The following is a 21785-nucleotide window of genomic DNA, read 5'->3' as shown; positions in this document are numbered from 1 at the left end:
GTCAGGACGTCGGCGTCGCCAGTGAGCAGGGCCATGACGCGCACGTGCGCCGCGAGCACCACCGAGCGCAGCGGCACCCGCGCGGCGGCTGCCTCCTCGGCCAGCGCCTTCGCCAGATCGCCGGGGAGCGCCGTGGCGAGCACCTCGACCTCGCGCGGCCCGCCGGTGGGGTAGCCGGGCATCCGGGGCAACCGGCCCTCCGGCGCCTCGGCGATCGCCTCCCGCCAGAACTCCGCCGCCTCCGGCCGGGCGAGCATGGCCTTCTCGGCCGCCACCAGGTCACGGAAGCGCGCCGCCGGCGGCTCCACCGGCAGGCCGGGGGTCGCGTAGCGCTCCAGCAGCTCGCTGACCAGCCTCGCGACGCTCCACCCGTCGAGGATCGCGTGGTGGAAGTAGACGGTCAGCGCGAACCGGTCGGCTTCGGGCCGCACGTGGACGCGGAGCAGGGGGGCCCGCGTCCAGTCGAACGGCCCGTACTCCGGCTCGCCGCCGGAGACGGTCAGCGGGATCTCCGCGCGGTCGTGCACGAGCTGGACGGGCTCGCTGAACCCGGTCAGGTCGAAGGACGTCCGCAGCACCTCGTGCCGGGCCGACAGCTCGTCCAGCGCCCTGACCAGGGCCGCCTCGTCGAACGTGCCGCGCAGCGTGAGCGTGGTGTGGTCATGGAAGGTCACGCCGTCCAGCTCGCTGTGGTACAGCATCCCCGCCTGGAGGGCGCTGAGCGGGTAGGCGTCGATGATCATCGCGTGAGCCTCTCTCTGTCCGCCACGCTGAGCAGGTCGAAGGCTCCCGCCGTGGTCTCCGGTGCGGCCTGCCGCGGCCGCAGCACGGCGGCCAGTTCGGCGACCGCCTGATGGGTGAACAGCTGCTGCAGTTCCACGTCGTAGCCGGTGGCGCGCAGCCGGGCCACGACCTTGAGACTGCTGATGGAGTCGCCGCCCACGGCGAAGAAGGTGTCGTGCCGTCCGGCCCGGTCGAGGCCGAGAACCTCCTGCCAGACCTGCGCGACGGCGCGTTCAGCGGCGCTGCGCGGCGGCTCCCACGGCAGGTCGGCCGGGCGGTCGGGCGCGGGGAGGGCGGAGCGGTCGAGCTTGCCGTTGGGGGTGACGGGCAGGCGGTCCAGCCGCACCCACGCCGTCGGGATCATGAAGTCCGGCAGCGCGTCGGACAGGTCGGGGACGTCGCCGACGACGTAGCCGACCAGGCGGCCGTTCACGAGCTTGGCCGCCGCCGCCGTGACGCCGGGTTGCTCGCGCAGCACGGCCTCGATCTCGCCCAGCTCCACGCGCATGCCGCGGATCTTGATCTGGTGGTCGGTGCGGCCGAGGTATTCGAGTTCGCCGGTGGGTAGCCAGCGGGCGAGGTCGCCGGTTTTGTAGAGGCGCCTGCCGTCGGGTGCGGGGAGGAATCGTTCGGCGGTGAGTGCTGGTTTGCCGAGGTAGCCGCGGGCGAGTTGGATGCCGCCGATGTAGAGCTCGCCGGGGGTGCCGATGGGGACTTCGTGAAGGTTCTGGTCGAGGACGTGCAGGGTGGTGTTGTCGACCGGCCTGCCGATGGGGACCAGGGTTTCTCCGGGTTGGCAGGCGTGCCAGGAGACGTCCACGGCCGCTTCGGTGGGGCCGTAGAGGTTGTGCAGTCCGGGCAGGTCGTGGCCGGGTGGAAGGGCTTCGCCGGAGCAGATGATCCGGGGCGGGAGCTGGACGTCCTCTTCTTCCAGGAAGGCTTGGAGCATCGAGGGGACGAAGTGGGCGGTGGTGATGTTCTCGGTCTTGATGAGGTCGCGCAGGTAGGCGGTGTCGCGGTGGCCGCCGGGGCGGGCGATGACCATGGTGGCGCCGGTGATGAGCGGCCAGAACAGTTCCCAGACCGAGACGTCGAAGGTGGTCGGCGTCTTGTGCAGGACGCGGTCTTGCGGGGTGAGGTGGAAGGTGTCCTGCATCCAGCGCAGCCGGTTGACGATCGCGCGGTGGGAGACGCCCACGCCCTTGGGCCGTCCGGTGGAGCCGGAGGTGAAGATGACGTAGGCCAGGTTGTCCTCACGCACCGGCGGCGGCGTGAAGCGACCTGCTGAACCGGCGGCGGTGAGCACGGTCTCGGCGCCCGCGTCGGCGAGCATGCCGCGCCGCCGTTCCTCGGGGTCGGCCGGGTCGAGCGGCAGGTAGGCGCCGCCGGCGGCCATCACGCCGAGGAGCACGACGGGCAGGTCCAGGCCGCGTTCCATGGAGACGCCGACCGGCTGGTCCACCCGCACGTCCAGCCCGGCGGCCACCGCGCGGGCTCGTTCGGCCAGCTCGCGGTAGGTCAGCCGGTCGCCCTCGAAGACCAGCGCCGTCGCGTCCGGGGTACGCTCGGCCTGCTCGAAGACCAGCTCGTGCAGGGTTCCGCCCGGATGCTCCCGGTCGGTGGCGTTCCACCGCGAGAGCTGCCTCCGCTCCTCGTCCGGCAGGATGTCCAGACGCCCCACCGGCACGTCGGGGGACTCCACCACCGCGCGCAACAGCGCGGCGAACCGCTGCGCCAGCCGCTCGATCGTCTCCGGCCGGAACAGCTCGGCGTTGTAGACGAACCGGCCCTCCAGCAGCTCTCCCCGCTCGGCGGCGTAGAGCTCCAGGTCGAACCGGGTGGTCGTGCTGTCCGGCTCGAAGCCCTCGCCGTCGCCGCGATAGCTCTGCAGCGCGAACAGCACCTGGACCAGCGGCGGGCGGCTGACGTCGCGTTCGGGGTCCAGCTCGGCGACCAGCTTCTCGAAGGGCAGCTCCTGGTGGCCGTAGACCTCGATCGCGCCGTCCCGCGTGCGGCGCAGCAACTCGGCGAAGCCGGGGTCGCCCGCCAGCCGCGCCCGCAGCGGGAGCAGGTTGACGAACAGCCCGACCATGTCCTCGAACTCCGGCCGGGTCCGTCCGGCCACCGGTGATCCCACCGCGAAGCCGGTCGTGCCGGACCAGCGGGACAGCAGCACCTGGAAGGCGGCGAGCAGCCCCATGTAGAGCGTCGCCCCCTCGGCCCGGCACAACTCGCGGAACGCGGCCACGTCCAGTTCCACGTCGTGCCAGCCGCCCCGGAAGCTCTGCCGGGGCGGGCGCGGCCGGTCCAGGGGCAGGTCGAGCACCTGCAACCCGTCCAGCTCGGCGCGCCAGAACGCCAGGTCGCCGGCCAGACGGTCGCCGCTCAGCCGCTCCCGCTGCCAGGCGGCGTAGTCGCCGAAACCCAGCCGCGGTCCGCTCTCCGGCGGTGTCAGCAGCTCGCGGAGGATGAGATCGGCCGACCAGCCGTCGGCGACGATGTGATGGACCGCCACCAGCAGCGCGTGGTCGTCGGGCGCGAGCCGTACCAGGGTGGCGCGCAGCAGCGGGCCGTCCGCCAGCTCGAAGGGGAGCGCGGCGTCGGCGCTGAGCACCTGCCTGGCCGCCGCCTCGCCCGTCACCTCCACCACGCGCAGCGGCACCCGGACCCGGTCCGCCACCCGCACCTCCGGCCGCCCGTCGGGGCCGGCGGGGAAGGTCATGCGCAGGCTCTCGTGCCGGGCGACCACGGCGTCCAGCGACTCCCGCAGCCGTTCGGCGTCGAGCGGGCCGCGCAGCCTGGCCGACACGGGCAGCACGTACGCGCTCGTCCCGGGGGCGAACTGCTCCATGAACCACAGCCGCTCCTGCGCGAACGACAGCGGCGGATCGCTGCCCTCGGCGCGTCGCGGGATCTGCTCCGCGGCGCCCAGGCCCGCGATCGCCTTGCGGAAGCGGGCCTGCACGCGCGCCTGCCGTTCATCCACGCTCGTCGGCCTCCTCGGCCAGGTGTTCCAGGGCCGCGGCCAGCAGGCGTGGCGTCGGGTGGGTGAAGGCCAGCTTGAGCGGCACGTCCAGCTCGGTGGCCGCGGCGATGCGCGCCGTGGTCCTGGTGGCCAGCAGCGAGTGGCCGCCGAGCTGGAAGAAGTCGTCCAGCGCGCCCACCCGCTCCAGCCCCAGCACCTCGGCCCAGACCAGGCAGACGAGCTCCTCGGCCGCGCCGGCCGGCGGCTCGTAGGCGGCGCTCCGCGGCCGGCCCGGCGCGGGCAGGGCGTCCCGGTCGACCTTGCCGCCGGGGGTCAGCGGGATGCGGTCGAGCGAGACGATCGCGCTGGGCACCATGTGCGGGGGGAGCTCGGCGGCGAGGTGCTCGCGTAACGCCTCCCCGGCGTCGTGGACGGCGTAGGCGATCAGGCGGTCGTCGTGGACCACCACCGTGGCCTGCCGCACCGACGGGTGGGCGAGCAGCGCCGACTCCACCTCGCCCGGTTCGACGCGGTAACCGCGCACCTTCACCTGCCGGTCCAGGCGGCCGAGGATCTCCAGACTGCCGTCCAGGCGGAAGCGGGCCCGGTCGCCGGTGCGGTAGAGGCGCGAGCCGCCGGGGCCGGGGACGAAACGCTCGGCCGTGCGGGCGGGCGCGCCCCGGTAGCCGCGGGCCAGGCCGCCGCCGCCGATGTGCAGCTCGCCCGCGACGCCGGCCGGCACCGGGAGCCCGTCGGGGCCCAGCACCTGGAGCGTGGTGCCGGGCAGGGCGACGCCGACGGACGGGCGGCGCAGCGCCTCCGAGGGGTCCATCTCGGCGGTGGCGGCGATGATCGTGGCCTCGGTGGGGCCGTAGCTGTTGACCAGGCGGACGCCCCGGGGGCCGGACGCGTACCAGGCGGCCAGCGCCGGGCCGGGCAGCGGGTCGGCGCCCAGGATGACCAGCCGCAGGCCGGGCGGCCATTCGACGCCCATGGCCACCAGCTCCTGCCAGTACGACGTGGGCAGGTCCAGCACGGTGAGCGCGGCGCCCTCCGGGGTCTTCAGGAAGTCCGGCAGCGGCTCGTCCGGGCACAGGACGAGCTCCGCGCCGGCGGCCAGCGCCGGGTAGATCTCCTCGGCGTGCGTGTCGAAGCTCGGCGAGGCGAACTGCAGGACGCGGTCGCCCGGCCCGAGCTCGTAGTGACCGCGCATCCAGCCCACCCGCGACGCCAGCGCCTCGCGCGGCACCTCCACGCCCTTGGGACGCCCGGTCGAGCCCGAGGTGTAGATCACGTAGGCCAGCGAGCCCGGCCCCGCGACCTCGGCGTGCGGTGCCTGGGGCGACTCGCGGAGATCGTCCTCGTCCAGCACCAGGGCCGCACCCGCGTCCGCCGCCATCCACCGCAGCCGCTCCGCCGGGTACGCCGGGTCGAGCGGCAGGTAGGCGCCGCCCGCCCGGCCGACGGCGAGCATCCCGGCGATCAGCTCCACCGAGCGTCCGGCGCGCAGGCCCACGACCGTGTCCGGGCCGACCCCGGCCGCGGCCAGGCGCCCGGCCAGCGCGGCGGCCATGGCGTCCAGTTCGGCGTAGGTGACCCGGCGGTCGCCGTGGCTCACCGCGGTCGCGCCGGGCGCCAGCCGTACCCGCTCCTGGAACAGGTCGAGCACGTCGCGCGCGGGCGGCTGCGGGGTGTCGAGGACCGGCGGCCGGTCCTCGGGCAGCATCATGGCCTCGCGCAGCGCGGACAGCGGCGTGCCCGGGTCGCGCGCGACCGCCTCCAGCACCCGCTCCCACCGCCGCAGCAACCGCGTCGCGGTCTCCTCCTCGAACAGGTCGCTGGCGTAGGACAACATCGCCCAGAGGGAGCCGTCGAACTGGGTGACGTCCAGCATCAGGTCGAACTTCGCCTGGGTCGCGCCCGGGTCGAACATCTCCGCCTCGATGCCGGGCAGCGGCAGGGCCCCGGCCTCCTTGTCCTGGATCACGAACATCGCCTGGAACAGCGGCGTCGTGCTCAGGTCGCGGCGGATGCCGAGGTCGTTGAGCAGGCGTTCGAAGGGGATGTCCTGGTGGGCGAAGGCGTCCAGGACCGTCGCCCTGGTCCGGGCGAGCAGCGTGCGGAAGGACGGGTCGCCGGACAGGTCGCCGCGCAGCACGAGCGTCTCAGGGAAGAAGCCGACGACGTCCTGGAGTTCCGGGCGGTCGCGGCCGGCGATGACCGAGCCGACCGTCAGGTCGTCGGCGCCGCAGTGGGCGCCCAGCAGGAGCTGGTAGGCGGCCAGCAGGACCATGAACAGCGTGCCGCGCTCGTCCCTGGCCAGCTGCTCCAGCCGGGCCGTCAGCTCGGGGCCGATGCGCCGCGCGCAGTAGTCGCCGCTGGCCACCCGTACGGCCGGCCGCGGCCGGTCCGTGGGCAGGTCGAGCGGCTGCACGCCGTCGAGCTTGGCGCGCCAGTAGTCCAGGGACTCCCGCGACGGCTCGCGGCCACGCTGCCAGGCCGCGAAGTCGCGGTAGTCGATCGACGGAACACCCAGCCCGGCCGCGTTCCCGGTGTAGCAGGCGGCCAGCTCGGAGAAGATGATCTTCAGCGACCAGCCGTCGGCCACCAGGTGGTGCAGGACCAGGCAGAGCACGTGATCGGTGGCCGACAGCGTGATCAGGTGCACCCGCACCAGCGGCCCCGTGGCCAGGTCGAACGGCGTGTTGGTCAGCTCGGCCACGATCGCCGTGGCGCGGGCCTCGCGTTCGGCGGCGGGCAGGTCCGCGAGGTCCACCAGCACCGGATCGAGCTTCAGCGCCGGCTCCACGACCTGGACCGGGCTGCCCTCAACCGCGGGGAAGCGGGCCCGCAACATCGGGTGCCGCGCCGCCACGGTGGCCAGCGCCCCGGCCAGGTCACGGATGGACAGCTCGCCGCGCAGCCGCTGCACCATGTACATGTTGTAGGAGGCGTCGGCGGGGTCGAGCCGCTGCAGGAACCAGAGCCGCTCCTGCCCGTAGGAGAGCGGCGCCGGCGCGTCCGGATCGCTGCGCGGGGGGATCCCGGCGGGCCGGGCCTTCGGCTGCCGCTGGAGCCTGCGCTCCAGCGCCGCGCGCTGCTCCGGGCTGAGGCGGGCCAGCCGCCCTCTCACCTCGCTCATCCGTCCGCGTCCTCCGCCAGGAGATCGTCCAGCTCGACGTCGCCGAGCTGGAGTTCCAGCACGGCCAGCGCCTGCTCGGCCACCGTGGTGAGCTCGAAGCAGACCCGCAGGTCCATCTCGATCCCGTACGCCTCCCGATACCGGGTGATCAGCAGGACGGCCAGCAGCGAGTGGCCGCCGAGCGCGAAGAAGTCGTCCTCGACGCCCACCCGGTCACGGCCGAGCAGCTCGCCCCAGAGCGCGCACAGCTCCTCCTCCAGCGGCGTCTCCGGCGCGACATAGGTGGTGCCGAGATCGCTGCGGCCGGGCCCGGTGGGCGGCGGCAGCGCGGCACGGTCGAGCTTCCCGCTCGGGCTCAGGGGGAACTCGGTGACCTGCACGAACGCCTGCGGCACCAGCGCCGCCGGCAACGTGCGCGCCGGTCCGGTGCGCAGCTCGTGCGACAGCCGGCTCGGCTCGCCCGTCCAGTCCACGTAGGCCACCAGCCCGCGGCCGCCCGGCGCGTCGTCGCGCAGCGCCACGGCGACCCCGCGCACCCGCGGGTCCGCGGCCAGCGCCGCCTCGACCTCGCCCAGCTCGACCCGCCAGCCGTGCACCTTCACCTGGTCGTCGATGCGGCCGAGGAACTCCAGCTCCCCGTCGGCGCGCAGCCTGGCCAGGTCGCCGGTGGCGTACAGCCGCGCGCCCGGCGGGCCGTACGGGTCGGGGACGAACCGCTCGGCCGTCAGCCCCGGCCGTCCCGCGTAGCCGCGGGCCACCTGGACGCCGCCGATGTGCAGCTGCCCGGGCACGCCGACGGGCATCGGCTCCAGGCGCTCGTCGAGCACGTGCAGGCGGCAGCCGGGCATCGGGCGGCCGATGGGGATGACCGTCTCGCCCGGCCGGCAGGCGTGCCAGGAGACGTCGACGGCCGCCTCGGTGGGGCCGTACAGGTTGTGCAGCTCCACGCCGGGCAGGCGCTCGAAGAAGCGGGCCGCCGTCCTGGGCGGCAGCTCCTCGCCGCTGCACACCACACGCCGCAGGGACGTGCACGACTCGATGTTCGCCTCCTCCAGGAAGAGGGCGAGCATCGACGGCACGAAGTGCATCGTGGTCACCGCGTGCCGCTTGATCAGGTCGCGCTGGTGGCCGGGGTCGCGGTGGCCGCCCGGCCGCACCGGGACGAGACAGGCGCCCTGCAGCAGCGGCCAGAAGAACTCCCACACCGACACGTCGAAGCTGGTCGGCGTCTTCTGCATCACCACGTCGCCGGCCGTCAGGCCGAACGTCTCCTGCATCCAGGCCAGCCGGTTGACGATGCCGCGATGGGTGTTGACCACGGCCTTCGGCCGGCCGGTCGAGCCCGAGGTGTAGATCAGGTACGCGGCGTCGTCCGGCCCGGTCACCGGGTCGAGGTCGCCGGAGCCGAGGTCGTGGTCGTCCTCCAGCAGCACCGCCTCGACCGGCCCGAAGGACGGCAGGTGGCGCTGGGTGAGCAGCACCCGCGCACCGGAGTCGGACAGCATGAACTCCAGCCGGTCCCGCGGGTACTCCGGATCCAGCGGCACGTACGCCCCGCCCGCCTTGAGCACGGCGAGCAGCGCGACGACCAGCTCGGGCGAGCGTTCCGCGCAGACCGCGACGGGCCGGCCGCGCTCCACGCCCATCTGCCGCAACCGCCGGGCCAGCCGGTTGGCGCGGCCGTTGAGCTCGGCGTAGCTGAGCGTGACGTCGCCGAAGAGCACCGCGGGGGCGTCCGGGGTCGCGGCGGCGCGGGCCTCGATCAACGTGTGCAGGGTGCCGGGCGCGGCCTGCGGCCCGCCGTTCCCGAGGGCCAGAACGCGCGCACGCTCGTCCGCGGCGAGCACGGGGAGCGTGGGGACCGCCCGGTCGGGGTCGGCGGCGGCCGACTCGACCAGCGTGCGCAGGTTCGCCTCGAAACGTTCGATCGTCTCGGGGTCGAACAGGTCGGTGGCGTACTCCAGGCGGGTGTGCAGCAGCCCGTCGCGCATGTTGACGTCGAGCTGGAGGTCCACCTTGGCGGTGCCGTTGGCGATCTGCCCCTCGTTGGTGCGGATCGCCAGGTTGAACATCACCTGGTAGAGCGGCGGCACGCTCAGGTCCCGGGCCGGCTGCAGGTCCTCCACGAGCCGCTCGAACGGCAGCTCCTGATGGTCCAGCGCCTCGGCCACCGTCGCCCGCACGCGCCCGGCCGCCTCGCGGAAGCTGGGCGCGCCCGACAGGTCCACGCGCAGCGGCACCGCGTTGACGAACATGCCGATGACCGGCTCGGTCTCGGGCAGCAGCCGGCCCGCGACCGGCGTGCCCACCACGATGTCGTCGATCCCCGACCAGCGCGACAGCACGGAGGCGTACGCGGTGAGCATCACCGTGAACAACGTCGTGTTGAGCTCCTTGGCCAGCCGCTCCACGCCCGCCGACAGCTCGGGGGAGTAGGCGCCCAGCCGGATCCCGCCCCGGTAGCTGCGGCGGGCCGGCCGCGGCCGGTCGCCCGGCAGGGCGAGGTCGGCGGGCACCCCGGCCAGCCGTTCCCGCCAGTGCACCAGCTCGGTCTCCAGGAACTCGCCGGACAGCCTGCCGCGCTGCCACACGGCGAAGTCGGCGAACTGGATCGGCAGCTCGGGCAGCTTCGGCGGCCGCTCCTCGCCGAGCGCGTCGTAACACTCTTCCACCTCGTCCATGAACACCATGGAGGAGACGCCGTCGAAGATCGTGTGGTCGAAGACGACGGCCAGCCGCAGGTCGTCCTCGGCCAGCTTGACGTGCCTGCCGCGGTACAGCGGCGCCCGTTCCATGTCGAACGGCAGCACCGCGTCCGCCCTGGCCAGGCGGGCCAGCTCCGCCTCGGCGGCGGCCCGCGGAAGGTGGCTCAGGTCCGTCTCGGTCAGCGCCGTGGGCGGCGCGCCGGGGTGGACGATCTGCACGACCTGCCCGTCCCGGAAGTCGAACGTGGTGCGCAGCGCCTCATGACGCCGCACGACCAGGTCGATCGCCCGCTCCAGCCGGCGGGGGTCCACCGGCTGCCTGGCCGCCATCGGCATGACCATGCCGATGTTGTAGACGGCCAGATCGGGCTCGAAGCGCGAGAGGAACCACATCCGCTCCTGGCCGGAGGATGCGGGAAAGGCATCACTCACTGTCCATGGCCTCTCGCAGACTCTTCGGCCGCATGTCGGTCCACACCTGCTCGATGTGCGCCAGACAGGCGTCCTTGGTGCCGGAGAAACCGGCGTCGTACCAGCCGGAGGGGTTGTCCCGGCCGGCGGGCCAGATGGAGTACTGCTCCTCGTCGTTGCGTACGACCTTGGTGTCCGTGCTGATCTCTGTGCTGGTCTCTGGGCTGGTCTCTGGGCTGGTCTCTGTGCTCATGCGGAACTCCGGGGGAGGCGGGGGATGGTCTGGGTGGCGGGCCCGGCGGGGGCGGCCTCGGGGGACGCGGCCGTGGCGGCTTCGATCAGGGCGGCGACCCCGGCCACGGTCGGCTCCTCGAAGAGGTTGCGCATCGGCAGCCGGACCCCCAGCTCCTTGCGGATCAGGGCGATCAGCTGGACCGCGATGAGCGAGTTGCCGCCCAGCTCGAAGAAGTCGTCGTCGACGCCGATGTGGTCGCCGCCGAGCACCTCGCCCCACAGGCGGGCGATCGTGGCCTCGGCGTCGTTGCGCGGCGCGACGTAGCCCTCGGCGGGCGCCTTGTCCTGCCGGTCGGCGACCGCCGCCGGATCGAGCTCGCTCTCGACGGTCTCCTGGGTCAGCGAGCCGACACCGGCGACGAGCTCGGCCACCGTACTGGCCGCCACCACGACCTGGGGGCCGAGCGGCGCGGCGAGCAGCCTGCGCAGGGAGAGGGCCCCGTCGGCCGGCCTGATGCCGACCTCGTCGTCGGCCGCGGCCGCGGCCGGGGCGGCGACCTGGGACCCGGCGCTGGAGCGGACCCCGGAGACCACGGCCTCGGTGTCGATCCTGCGCAGGACGTAGTCGGAGATCTGCACCAGCACCGTGCCGTCGGGCGCGATCAACGTGACGTCGACGACCAGCACCTCGTCGGTGTCGGTGCTGGTGATGCGCAGATGGCTCCAGAACGCCTCGGGCAGGCTCCCGAACACGGTGATGCGGCCGTAGCCGAGCGGCAGGTAGTGGCCCTCGACCGCGACCCAGCTGAACGTGGTGGCGGCGTCGAGCAGGGCCGGGTGCAGCCCCCACCGGTCGAGGTCGGCCATCAGCGCGTCGTTGGCCTCGAACAGGCCGAGCGCCTCCTGCTGACCGACGTGCGTGGCGGTCAGGGTCCGGTGCCAGTGCGCGCCCAGCGTGAGCAGGCCCGACAGCGGGACGCCGCCCTGCTCGTCCGCCGAGGACACGCAGCGGTCCATGATGGCGCGCAGGTCCACGCGGTCGGCGGGCGGTGGGCTCACCTTGGCCGCGGTGCCCCTGGCATGGGTGCGGTGCGAGCCGCCGATGATGCTCTGCACCTGGAACTCGGCGCCGTCCGCCTCGGGGGTGAAGAGCACCCGTACCTCGGCGGTCGCGCCGTCGGCCACCGACAGCGGTTCGACGAACACCACGTCCCGCAGCTCGACGAGCCCGCCGCCGGGCAGCACCGCCTCGGTGGCCGTCCTGGCCAGCTCGACGTGGCCGGTGCCGGGCAGCACCGGCACGTCGGCGATGCGGTGCTCGTCCAGCACCCAATGCGTGCTCGGCGAGAGCGTGCCGCTGCACCAGTCGAGCCCGCCGATCTCGCCGGCGTGCCGCGCGTCGAGTACCGGGTGGTCGAGCGCCTTGATCCGGTCGCCGCGCTGCAACGCGACGAATCCGGCGGGCGCCGCCGTCTCCACCGCCATGCCGACTTCCAGCCATCTGCCCCAGTTGACGCTGACGATCTGGGCGGCGTTCCAGCCCCGTCCGGCGCGGGCGTGCGCGTCGAGGAAGTTGTTGGCCGCGCAGTAGTCGATCTGCCCGAACCCGCCGGCCACCGCGGTGATCGACGAGCAGAGCACCACGGCCTCCAGCTCCAGGTCGCCGAACGCCTCCTGCAGCGCCAGCGTGCCGAGCAGCTTGGGCCGGAGCACGGCCTCGGCCGCCTCCCGCTCCTTGATCTGGGCCATGCCGCCGCCGGGCAGGCCGGCCGCGTGCACGAGCACGTCAACCCGGCCGAAGGCGGCGAGCGTCTCGTCCCTGACCCGGCGCATGTCCGCCGGATCCGTCACGTCGGCGGCCAGGGTCAGCACCCGCGCCCCGGCGGCCTCCATCCGGCGGATCGCCTCGGCGGCGCGCGCCTCGCGGGCCGACCGCGGCGAGCCGCCGGGCAGCCCGCTCCTGGACAGCAGGACGATGCCGACGCGGGCCCGCGCCGCCAGGTCCTCGGCCAGCGAGATGCCGATGCCGCCCAGACCGCCGGTGATCACGTACACCTGGCCGTCGCGCGGCTCGCCCGGCTCGCTGTCCACCTCCACCTGCTCGTATCCGAGCAGCCACCGCTTCCCGCCGCGCAGGGCGACCGGGGCCAGCAGCCCGGCCTCGCCGGGCTCCGCCGCGCGGCCCAGCTCGGCGGCGACGCCCCGCACCGCCGCCGCCTGGTTCGCGGCCCCGTCCGGCGCGTCGATGTGGCGGACGCGCAGCCACGGCGTCTCCAGCGGGACGACCCGGGCGAAGGCGGCCAGCGTCGCGTGCTCCGGCCTGGTCAGGTCGCCGCCGACGACGTCCATCGTGCCCGCGGTCACCAGGTCGAGCTGCACCCCGCCCGGAGGCTGGGCCGCCGACAGCGCCTGCACGAGCCCCAGGACGCCGAAGAAGCCGCGGTCCTGCGCCGCCCACGTCTGCTCGCCGCCGGTGAGTGCCCAGGCGTGCACGATCCGCTCGGGGATCTCGCCGACCGCCTCGAGCAGCGCGTCATAGTCCTCCCGTACGGCCGGCCGCACCGTGAAGTGCCCGTCGAAGGCGCCGAACGCGGCACCCGGCCGCACCTCCGGGACCTCGGCCCCGGAAGCGCGCAGCGCGTCGGCCAGGGCGGCCGAGTCCTCGTCCACGAAGGCCAGGCAGCGCGCGACCGGCGACGGCGTCCCAGGACGGGCCGGCGCCTGGTGCCAGACGGGCACGCCGTACCACCGCTCGGGCGGCAGGGGGCCGTCGGCCTGCTGCGGGTGGGCGACGCCGCCGGCGAAGGCGCCCTGCGGGTCGGGGTCGATCCAGGCGCGCTGGCGCTCCCACGGGTAACCCGGCAGCGAGACGCGGAAACCGGGGGCGCCGAAGTCGTTCAGCTCGATGCCCTGCACCCACAGCGCGCCCACGGCCTGCGAGAAGACCGCGACGTCACCGGCCCGGTCGCGCGGGCCGGGCAGCGACGGCAGCGGGGCGATCGCGCCGGTGGCCAGCTGGGTGCCCGCCAGGCCGCACAGCTGCCGGCCGGGCCCGCACTCGATCATGATCCATTCGCCGTCGGCCAGGAGCGTCGAGACGCAGTCGCCGAAGCGGACCGGTTCGCGCACGTGCCTGGCCCAGTAGGACGGGTCGGTGGCCTCCGCGGCGGTGATCCAGGTGCCGGTCACGTTGGACAGGAACGGCAGGCTCGGCGCGGCCGGCCGGGCCGCCGCGACCAGCTCGCGGAACTCGCGCAGCATCGGCTCCATCATCGCCGAGTGGAAGGCGTGCGAGGTGCGCAGGCGCGTGCAGCCGATGCCCTCCTCCTCCAGCATCTCGGCCAGCTCCGCGATCGACTCCGACGGGCCGGACACGACGCAGGTGCCGGGGCCGTTGACGGTGGCCACGGAGACGTCGTCGGGCAGCATCGGCGCGATCTCGTCGGGCATGAGCTGCACGGCCAGCATGGAGCCCGGCGGCAGCGCCTGGATCAGCCGCCCGCGCGCCGCGACCAGCCGCATCGCGTCGGGCAGGGTGAAGACGCCGGCGATGGTGGCCGCCGCGTACTCGCCGATGCTGTGGCCGATCATCGCGGCGGGTTCGACGCCCAGCGAGAGCCAGAGCCTGGCCAGCGCGTACTCCACCGTGAACAGGGCGGGCTGGGTGAGCGAGGTCTGCCGCAGCGCCTCGTCCGCCTCCTCGCCGGTGGCGAAGATCTGCTCGCGCACGTCCAGGACGGCCGCGCACTCGTCGATCGCCTCGCGGAAGATCGGCTCGTTGCGGTACAGCTCCGCGGCCATGCCGCCGTACTGGGAGCCCTGGCCGGAGAAGAGGAAGGCCACCTGCGCCGGCCGCTTCGGCTTGGCGCCGGCGACGATCCGCCTGGGGTCGGACAGCGCGGCCACCGCGTCGCCCGGTGAGGTGGCGACGACGACGGCCCGGTGCTTGAGCTCCCGGCGGCCCACGCGCAGCGTGAACGCGGCGTCGGCCAGGTCCGTCTCGGGATGAGCGGCCAGGTGCGCGGCCAGCCGGTCGCGCGCCGCGGCCAGCGCGGACTCCGTCCTGGCCGACAGCTTCAGCAGGTGCGCGGGCCGCTCACGGGGCAGCGGCGGGCGCGGCGGGGCCTCTTCCAGCACGGCGTGCGCGTTCGTGCCGCCGATGCCGAACGAGCTGACCCCCGCGCGGCGCGGGAAGTCGTCGCGCTCCCACTTCGTCGGCGAGGAGACGACGTAGAACGGGCTCGCCGGGAAGTCGATCTTCGGGTTGGGGCTCTTGAAGTGCAACGTCGGCGGGATGAGCTTGTTCTCCAGCGACAGCACCGTCTTGACCAGGCTGGGGATGCCGGCCGACTGGCCGAGGTGGCCGATGTTGCTCTTGACCGAGCCGATGCCGCACCACTGGGTGTCGCTCGTGTGCTGCGCGAACACGCTGGACAGCGCGGCCACCTCGATCGGGTCGCCGAGCGCCGTGCCGGTGCCGTGCGCCTCGACGTAGGTGACCGTACGGGGGTCCACGCCGCCGACGCCCAGCGCCTGCGCGATCACCGCGGCCTGCCCGTCCAGGCTGGGCGCGGAGAAGCCGACCTTGCCCGCGCCGTCGTTGTTGATCGCGTTGCCCAGGACCACCGCGCGGATGTTGTCGCGGTCCTCGATCGCCTCCGACAGCCGCTTCAGCACGAGGACGCCGCCGCCGCTGCCCCACGTCGTGCCACCGGCGTCGGCGTCGAAGGAGCGGGTGTGCCCGTCGGGGGAGACGATGCCGTCCTGGTCGTAGATGTAGCCCTCGCCCTGCGGCAGGTCCAGCATGGCCGCGCCGGCCAGCGCCATGTCGCATTCGCCGTTGCGCAGCGCCTCGCACGCGATGTGGAAGGCCACCAGCGCGGTCGAGCACGCGGTGTGCACGGTGTAGCTGGGGCCGCGCAGGTCGAGCTTGTAGGAGGTGAGGGTGGCGCAGTAGTCCACGTGGTTGCCCACCATGACCGCCAGCCAGCCCGCGTTCTTGTGGGCCTGGGCGTTGCTGCGGATGTTGCGCCACTGGTAGGTGTCCGTCCCGGTGCCGGCGTAGACGCCGATCTCGCCCGGGTAGCGGAACGGGTCGTAGCCCGCGTCCTCCAGCGCCGTGTGCGACAGTTCCAGGAACAGCCGGTGTTGCGGGTCGCGGACCTCGGCCTCCCTGATCGACATGCCGAAGAACGCCGCGTCGAAACCCTCGTAGTCGTCCAGCGTCATGGCGGCCGGCACGAAGTTCGGGTCGGCCAGCAGGCTCTCCGCCGTGCCCAGCGCCCGTTGCTCCTCCAGGGTGTACGTGGTCAGCGACTCGACGCCGTCGGCGAGGTTGCGCCAGAACTGCTGCGCGTCACCCGCTCCCGGGACTCGGCACGACAAGCCGATGATCGCGATCGGCTCAGCCGTGGGCTCGTCCGTCATGGGGCAATCCCCTTCTCGTTGCGGTTCCTCAACCTGTCTCGCCGTGAGGCCAGGCGGCGCGCCGCCCGGTCCAGTCCCGGACTGCCGCCCGCTCCATCGAGATGGGCGGCCAGCGTCCGGATCGTGGGATGCCTGAACAGCTCCGTGATCGGGATCTCACGGCCGGTCGCCGCCCGCAGCCGGGCCTGCACGGCCGCCACGGCCAGCGAGTGGCCGCCGATCTCGAAGAAGTTGTCGTCGGGGCCGAGCCGCGGCACGCCCAGCACGGCGCGCCACACCTGGGCGACCGTCTTCTGGGTGGGGCCGTCGAGGCCGCCGCCGGCCTTCGGCTGCTCGACCGGCCGTCCGCGCAGCGCGGCGCGGTCCACCTTGCCGTTGGGCGTCAGCGGCAGCGCGGGCAGCGCCACCACCTCGCTGGGGACGGCGTGCTCGGGCAGCGCGCCGCGCAGCTCGTCCAGGACGCGATGCGCCGCCAGCCCCGGCCGGGCGGGCACCACGTAGGCGATGAGCGTGCCGCCCTCGACCCTGGCCGCGGCGGCGCGCACGTCCCGGCAGGCGGCGAGCGCGGCCTCCACCTCGCCCAGCTCGACCCGGAACCCGCGCACCTTCACCTGGTCGTCGGCGCGCCCCGCGGGGGTGATCGTGCCGTCGGGGTTGCGCCGGCCGAGGTCGCCGGTGCGGAACCGGTCGCCGGTGAAGCGCCGGCCGGTCAGCGTCGGATCCAGGTAGCCGGCGGCCAGGTGGCGGCTGCGGACGACCACCTCGCCGAGCTCGCCCACACCGGCCCGCCTGCCGTCCGGCGTCACCACGATGATCTCGCTGCCCTCGACGGGCCGCCCGATCGGCACGACCTCCGGGTACGGTTCCGCGAGCTCGTGCCACGCGTGCGCCTGCGGCGTCTCGGTCGTGCCGTAGAAGGCGACGATCCGGGCATTGGGCACGAACGCCCGCAGCCGGGCCGCCTGGGCGCCGGTGAACAGGTCGCCGCCCACGCCGGCCAGCCGCACGTCGGGCAGCGTGCCGCCGGTGCCCGCCAGCATCGCCGCGAGCTGCGGCGTCAGGTGCAGGACGGTGATCGCGTGCTCGCGCAGCCAGGTGACGAGCTTGCCGGGATCGCGGACCAGCTCGTGCTCGGGCACGAACAGCTCGGCGCCCGCCGCGGCCGGCACGAACATGTCGCGCAGCGCCGGATCGTGGGCCGGCCCGTGCAGCAGCGCGAACCGGTCGTGCGGCCCGACGGCGAAGGTGCGGACGTACCAGGACAGGAAGTGGGCCAGCGGCCGCTCGCCGGTGACGACCGCCTTGGGCTCGCCCGTGGTGCCCGAGGTCATCGAGAGGTAGCCGGGCCCCGGCAGCAGGGCGCCGCCCTCGCGCAGCTCGATCTCGCCGTCCCGCAGGACCGCCCGGGCTCCCGCCGCGGCGATCTGCCTCTCCTGGACGGCAGGAGGATAGGCCGAGTCGATCACCACCCACCGCGCCCCCGCCGCCAGCACGCCGAGCAGGATCCCCGGCAGCTCCGGCACCCGGGAGGCGACGACGGCCACCACGGCCCCCGGCTCGACCCCCGCGCTCCGCAGCGCCGCCTCGGTCCGCCGCCGTGCCCCGGCGTGCGCGTCGCCGGCCAGCTCCAGCAGGCCGGGCCCGTCCCAGGCCGGCAGCCCGGCGTCGGGGGGTTCGGGGCGCACCTGTCCGGTCAGCAGCTCGCCGAGCAGCTCGACATAGCCGTCGACCAGCGCCGTCATGCGCTCGGCGGAGAACAGGTCGGGGTTGTAGACCAGCTCCAGCGCGTAACCGCCGCGCTGCTCGCCCACGTACATGGTCAGGTCGAACAGCGCGCCCGGCAGCCCCGGCCGCAGCGTCTCGCTCGCGCAGCCGGCCAGGTCCAGATGGGCCTGCGCGAAGTTGTACATGTTGAACATGACCTGCGTGATCGGGTTGCGGCTCAGGTCGCGCGGCAGCCGCAGCGACTCCAGCAGCTGCCCGAGCGGCACGTCCCGGTGCCTGATCGCCGCGTTCAGCTCGGCCGCGCACGCCGTCACCTGCTCGGCGAAGCCGCCCCGGGGGCGCAGCCGCAGCGGCAGGACCTGCACGCACATCCCCACCAGCGACTCGAACGCCACGTGCGGCCGGTCGGCGTAGGCCGCCCCCACCACCAGGTCGTCCCGTCCCGCGAGGGTGGCCAGCCGGCGTCCGAACGCGGCCAGCAGCACCGCGTACGGGGTGGTGCCGAGTTCCGCCGCCAGTTCGGCCACCCGGCCGGCCAGGTCCGCGTCCACCTCGCCCCGGCAGGCGGCGCCGCGGAAGGTCTGCGCGGGCGGCCTGGCGGCGTCCCTGGGCAGGTCCAGCACCAGCGGGGCGTCGTGCAGGCGCTCGCGCCACCAGCCCAGCGCCTGGCCGTCGCCGTTGCCGCGCAGCCAGCGCACGTAGTCGGCGAACGTGTGCTCGCCCGCCTCGACCGGCTCACCGCGATAGGCGGCCGACAGTCCGCGGAAGAGCACGTCCTGCGACCAGCCGTCGAACACCAGGTGGTGCGCGGTCAGGCAGAGCACGTGCTCGTCGGGGGCCAGCCGGAGCAGCCGCGCCCGGAACAGCGGCCCGGCGGCCAGGTCGAACCGCTCCCGCGCCTCCTTGTGCAGCGCCGCGTCCAGATCGGCGGGGGAGAGGTCGTCGACCGGCAGCGGGACGTCCCGCGGCGGTGCGACCGTCACGTCGGGGATCCCGTCGCGCGAGCCCACCCGCCAGCGCAACGCCTCGTGGGCCGCCACCACGGCGGTGAGCGCCCGCCGGAGCGCGGCGACGTCGAGCGGGCCCCGGATCCGCTCGGCCATCGCGATGTTGTGGGCGGCCGACTCGGGCGCCAGCTGCTCGACGAACCACATCCGGCGCTGGGCGGGGGAGAACGCGGGCGGGCTGCCGGTGGGCGGCGCGGCGGCGGTCGCCCGCTCCGCATCCGCCACGAGCGCGCGCAGCGCGCCGTAGGTCCTGCCCTCGTAGACGTCCTGGACCGACACCACCCGGCCCAGCTCCGCGCGTACCGCGGCCACCAGCCGCATGGCCCGCAGCGAGTGGCCGCCGCGCTGGAAGAAGTCGTCCTCGTCGTCCGGGACGGGCGCCTCCAGCACCCGCGCCCAGATCCCGGCCAGCCCGCTCGCCGTTCCCCGCTCCCGCTGGGACTGTGCCCGCAGGGCGGCGAGGTCCACCTTGCCCGAGGCGTTCAGCGGGAGGAGGGGCAGCCGGACCAGCCTGGTCGGCAGCATGTACGGCGGCAGCCGCACCGCCAGGTCCTCGCGCAGGGTGGCCAGGTCGGGCGCGTCCTCGGGCGTCACGTAGGCGACCAGCTCGCCCGCGAAGTCCACCACCGCCTGCCGCACCCCGGGATGGGCGCGCAGCGTCGTCTCGACCTCCCCGATCTCCACGCGCTGCCCCTGGACCTTCACCTGGCGGTCGAGGCGGCCCATGAACGCGATCTGGCCGTCCTCCTGCCAGGCCACGTGGTCGCCGGTCCGGTACAGCCGCGCTCCCGGCTCGTCGGAGAACGGGTCGGGCACGAACCGTTCGGCCGTCAGCGCGGGCCGGTCCAGGTACCCGCGGCTGACCTGCGGGCCGCCCACCAGCAGCTCGCCGGGGACGCCCGGCGGGCACTCGTTCATGTCCTCGTCGACGATGTACGCCCGGCAGCCGCCCAACGGCCGGCCGATCGGCAGCGGCCGCTCCCACACGCCGTGGAACTCGCCGCCCACCACGACGACGGTCAGCTCGGTCGGGCCGTACAGGTTGTGGAAACGCGTGTGCGCCGACCAGCGCGCCACCTGCTCGGGCGGGGGCGGCTCGCCTGCCGTCACCACGTCCCGCAGGTGCGGCAGCCGGCTCGGGTCCACCAGCGGCAGCAGCGCGGGCGGGAGGTAGCCCCAGGTGACGTCGTGCTGCTCCAGGAAGTGCTGCAACCGGGCCGGGTCCACGCGGTCCTCGTCCGGCACGAGCTGCACGCAGCCGCCGACGGTCAGCGGGAGCACCATGTCCATGATCGAGGCGTCGAAGCCGAGCGCGGAGAAGGCCATCGAGCTGCAGCTCGCGTCCAGGCCGAAGCGCGCGACGGTCGCGGTGACGAAGAAGACCGCGTTGGCGTGGCTCACCACCACGCCCTTGGGGCGTCCGGTGGAACCGGAGGTGTAGATCACCCACGCCGCGTTGCCCGCGACGGCGCCGCTCTCGCGGGGTTCGGCCGGCCCCGGCTGGAACGCGTCGACGAGCGTGGCGGCGCAGCCGTCCAGGAGCTCGTGGCCGCGCTCGTCCACGACGACCACCGCGATCCCGGCGTCCGCCAGTACCTCCTCCAGCCGCCGGCGCGGATGCCCCGGATCCAGCGGCACGTACGCCCCGCCCGCCAGATGGACGGCCAGCACCGCCACCGGCATCAGCGGAGTACGGCGGGTGCACAACCCCACCCGCGCCTCCGGCCCGACGCCGAGCTCGCGCAGCCGGGCCGCCAGCGCCCATGCCCGCTCGACCAGCTCGGCATAGGTGAGCACGTCGTCCCACTGCCGGACCGCCGGGGCGTCCGGGGTCCGCGCGGCCTGAGCCGTGATCAGACTGCTGAGGAGTGTCATCCTGCGGCCTCCACACCCGGCCGTACCAGCCGGCCTTGCCGTACCGTCTCGAAACGCAGCAGGAAGCGCGGCGCGCGCACGGCGATCGCGGCCATCGCCCGGCCCAGCGGCAGGTGCGTCACCCGCCACCCCGCCAGCCGCTCCGCCAGCCGCTCCGCCGTCGGCGCCGCCTCTGGATCCACTTCTGGGCCCACTTCTGGGGACGCCTCGGGCACCCACGTCCGGCCCGGACGCTGCCCCGCGAACCCGAACCGCGCCGGATCCACCCGCAGCCCGTCGCCGGACGCCTTCAGCAGCGCCTCCTTGGCCGTCCACGTGCGCAACGCGCTGTGCAACCGCAGTTCCTCGGGCAGCGCGGCGAACTCGTCGCGCTCCCGCTCGTCCAGCATCCGCTCGAAGAACGTCTGCTCGTTCGCCGGCGGGCGGAAGCGCTCGAGGTCGGCGCCCACCTCCCGGCCGGTCGTCAGCGCGACCAGCACCAGCCCGCCCGACTGGCCGACGCTGTAGGTGAGCTCGGTCCCGCCGTACGGCAGGCCGCCGGACCGGCCGGGCGGCTCGGCCACGCCCGGCTCCGCCCCGTACTCCCTGAGCAGCCGCCGCAGCAGCACCGACCTGCCGACGAACCCGCGCCGACCGTCCTCCTGCCGGAACCTGGCCGCCCGCGCCGCCTCCCGCGGCGACAGCTCGTCGAGGGCCGCGCACATCTCGGGCAGTTCGTCGAGGTCGGCCAGCCACACGTGCACCTCGTCCGCGGCCAGGCTCCGCTCGGGGCCGGTCGCGATCGTCCGCGCCACCTCCTCACCGTGCGTGGCGAGGAAGAGGTGCGCGGCGTCGAGCGTGTGCAGGCGGAAGGTCGAGGAGGTGTGGCGGGCCCAGGCGAGCATGGTCGGGTGGGTGACCTCCTGGTCGTGCGCGCCGGCGAAGGCGACGATGGGCACGTCCAGGGGCTCCTGGCGGGTGAAGCGGTAGTGGCGCAGCCACTCCATGTCCGTCCGCAGGGCGGGGATGAGCAGGGCTTTGACCTCGGGCTGCGTCCGTAGCTCCGCGGGCGCGCCCAGCCGCAGGATCAGCTCGTCGACCAGGTCCTCGTCGCCCAGGCCCGTCCACCGGCCCAGCGTCTCCTGGCGCTCCGGCGGGTGCGCGGCGCCGACGTAGAGGCATTCGGGCGCTCGTACGCCGAGCCGCCGCAGCTCGCGGACCACCTCGAAGGCGACCCGGCCGCCCATGCTGTGCCCGTAGATCGAGTACGGCGTGCGCAGCCGGGCGACGGCGGCGGCGACGGACCGGGCGATCAGCTCCGGGGAGAGTGCTCCGGGCTCGGCCACCCGGCCCTCCCGGCCGGGCAGCATGGCCACCCGGACGTCCAGGACGCCGTCGAACGCCTGCCGCCACGCCCAGAAGGCGGTGACGTCCCCACCGGCGTAGGGGAGGCAGAAGAGGGTCCGAGCGCCGGGCGGGTATCGCGTCAGCGAGGCGAACGGTGTCTCGGACAGCGGCTGTTCTTCTGGCAT

General features: G+C 74.3%; 8 protein-coding genes (1 of these 8 only partly in view). All 8 read right to left on the bottom strand.

Features of this window, described 5'->3' with window-relative positions; all coding sequences use genetic code 11:
- Tightly spaced (each overlapping or abutting the next), the 8 genes in view from ACNF49_RS38145 to ACNF49_RS38110 form a layout consistent with a single transcriptional unit that may run on beyond the window.
- Positions 1 to 743, bottom strand: the start of a protein-coding gene (locus tag ACNF49_RS38145; protein ID WP_482940660.1) for a non-ribosomal peptide synthetase. 2878 nt of this gene lie to the left of the window's left edge; only the first 743 of its 3621 coding nucleotides appear in the window; its start codon is at positions 741 to 743; its stop codon lies off the left edge, out of view.
- Positions 740 to 3769: a non-ribosomal peptide synthetase gene (locus tag ACNF49_RS38140; protein ID WP_482940659.1), complete on the bottom strand. Its 3030-nt coding sequence runs from the start codon at positions 3767 to 3769 to the stop codon at positions 740 to 742. Before ACNF49_RS38140 ends, ACNF49_RS38145 begins: the two co-directional genes overlap by 4 nt.
- Positions 3762 to 6890, bottom strand: coding sequence for a non-ribosomal peptide synthetase (locus tag ACNF49_RS38135; protein WP_482940658.1), 3129 nt, complete (start codon positions 6888 to 6890; stop codon positions 3762 to 3764). Before ACNF49_RS38135 ends, ACNF49_RS38140 begins: the two co-directional genes overlap by 8 nt.
- Positions 6887 to 10027: a non-ribosomal peptide synthetase gene (locus tag ACNF49_RS38130; RefSeq protein WP_498703291.1), complete on the bottom strand. Its 3141-nt coding sequence runs from the start codon at positions 10025 to 10027 to the stop codon at positions 6887 to 6889. The genes ACNF49_RS38135 and ACNF49_RS38130 overlap by 4 nt, the downstream gene beginning before the upstream one ends.
- A complete protein-coding gene (locus ACNF49_RS38125; RefSeq protein ID WP_482940656.1) occupies positions 10020 to 10259 on the bottom strand; it encodes an MbtH family protein in 240 nt (79 codons plus the stop codon). Before ACNF49_RS38125 ends, ACNF49_RS38130 begins: the two co-directional genes overlap by 8 nt.
- On the bottom strand, positions 10256 to 15667 hold the full coding sequence (locus ACNF49_RS38120) for a type I polyketide synthase (RefSeq protein WP_482940655.1): 5412 nt from the start codon (positions 15665 to 15667) through the stop codon (positions 10256 to 10258). Before ACNF49_RS38120 ends, ACNF49_RS38125 begins: the two co-directional genes overlap by 4 nt.
- Positions 15664 to 20274: a non-ribosomal peptide synthetase gene (locus tag ACNF49_RS38115; RefSeq protein WP_482940654.1), complete on the bottom strand. Its 4611-nt coding sequence runs from the start codon at positions 20272 to 20274 to the stop codon at positions 15664 to 15666. Before ACNF49_RS38115 ends, ACNF49_RS38120 begins: the two co-directional genes overlap by 4 nt.
- Positions 20271 to 21785, bottom strand: a complete 1515-nt coding sequence (locus ACNF49_RS38110; protein ID WP_482940653.1) for a thioesterase domain-containing protein — start codon at positions 21783 to 21785, stop codon at positions 20271 to 20273. The genes ACNF49_RS38115 and ACNF49_RS38110 overlap by 4 nt, the downstream gene beginning before the upstream one ends.

The sequence above is a fragment of the Actinomadura sp. ATCC 39365 genome, assembly GCF_054392275.1.
This window is presented reverse-complemented; position numbering and strand designations above follow the sequence as displayed.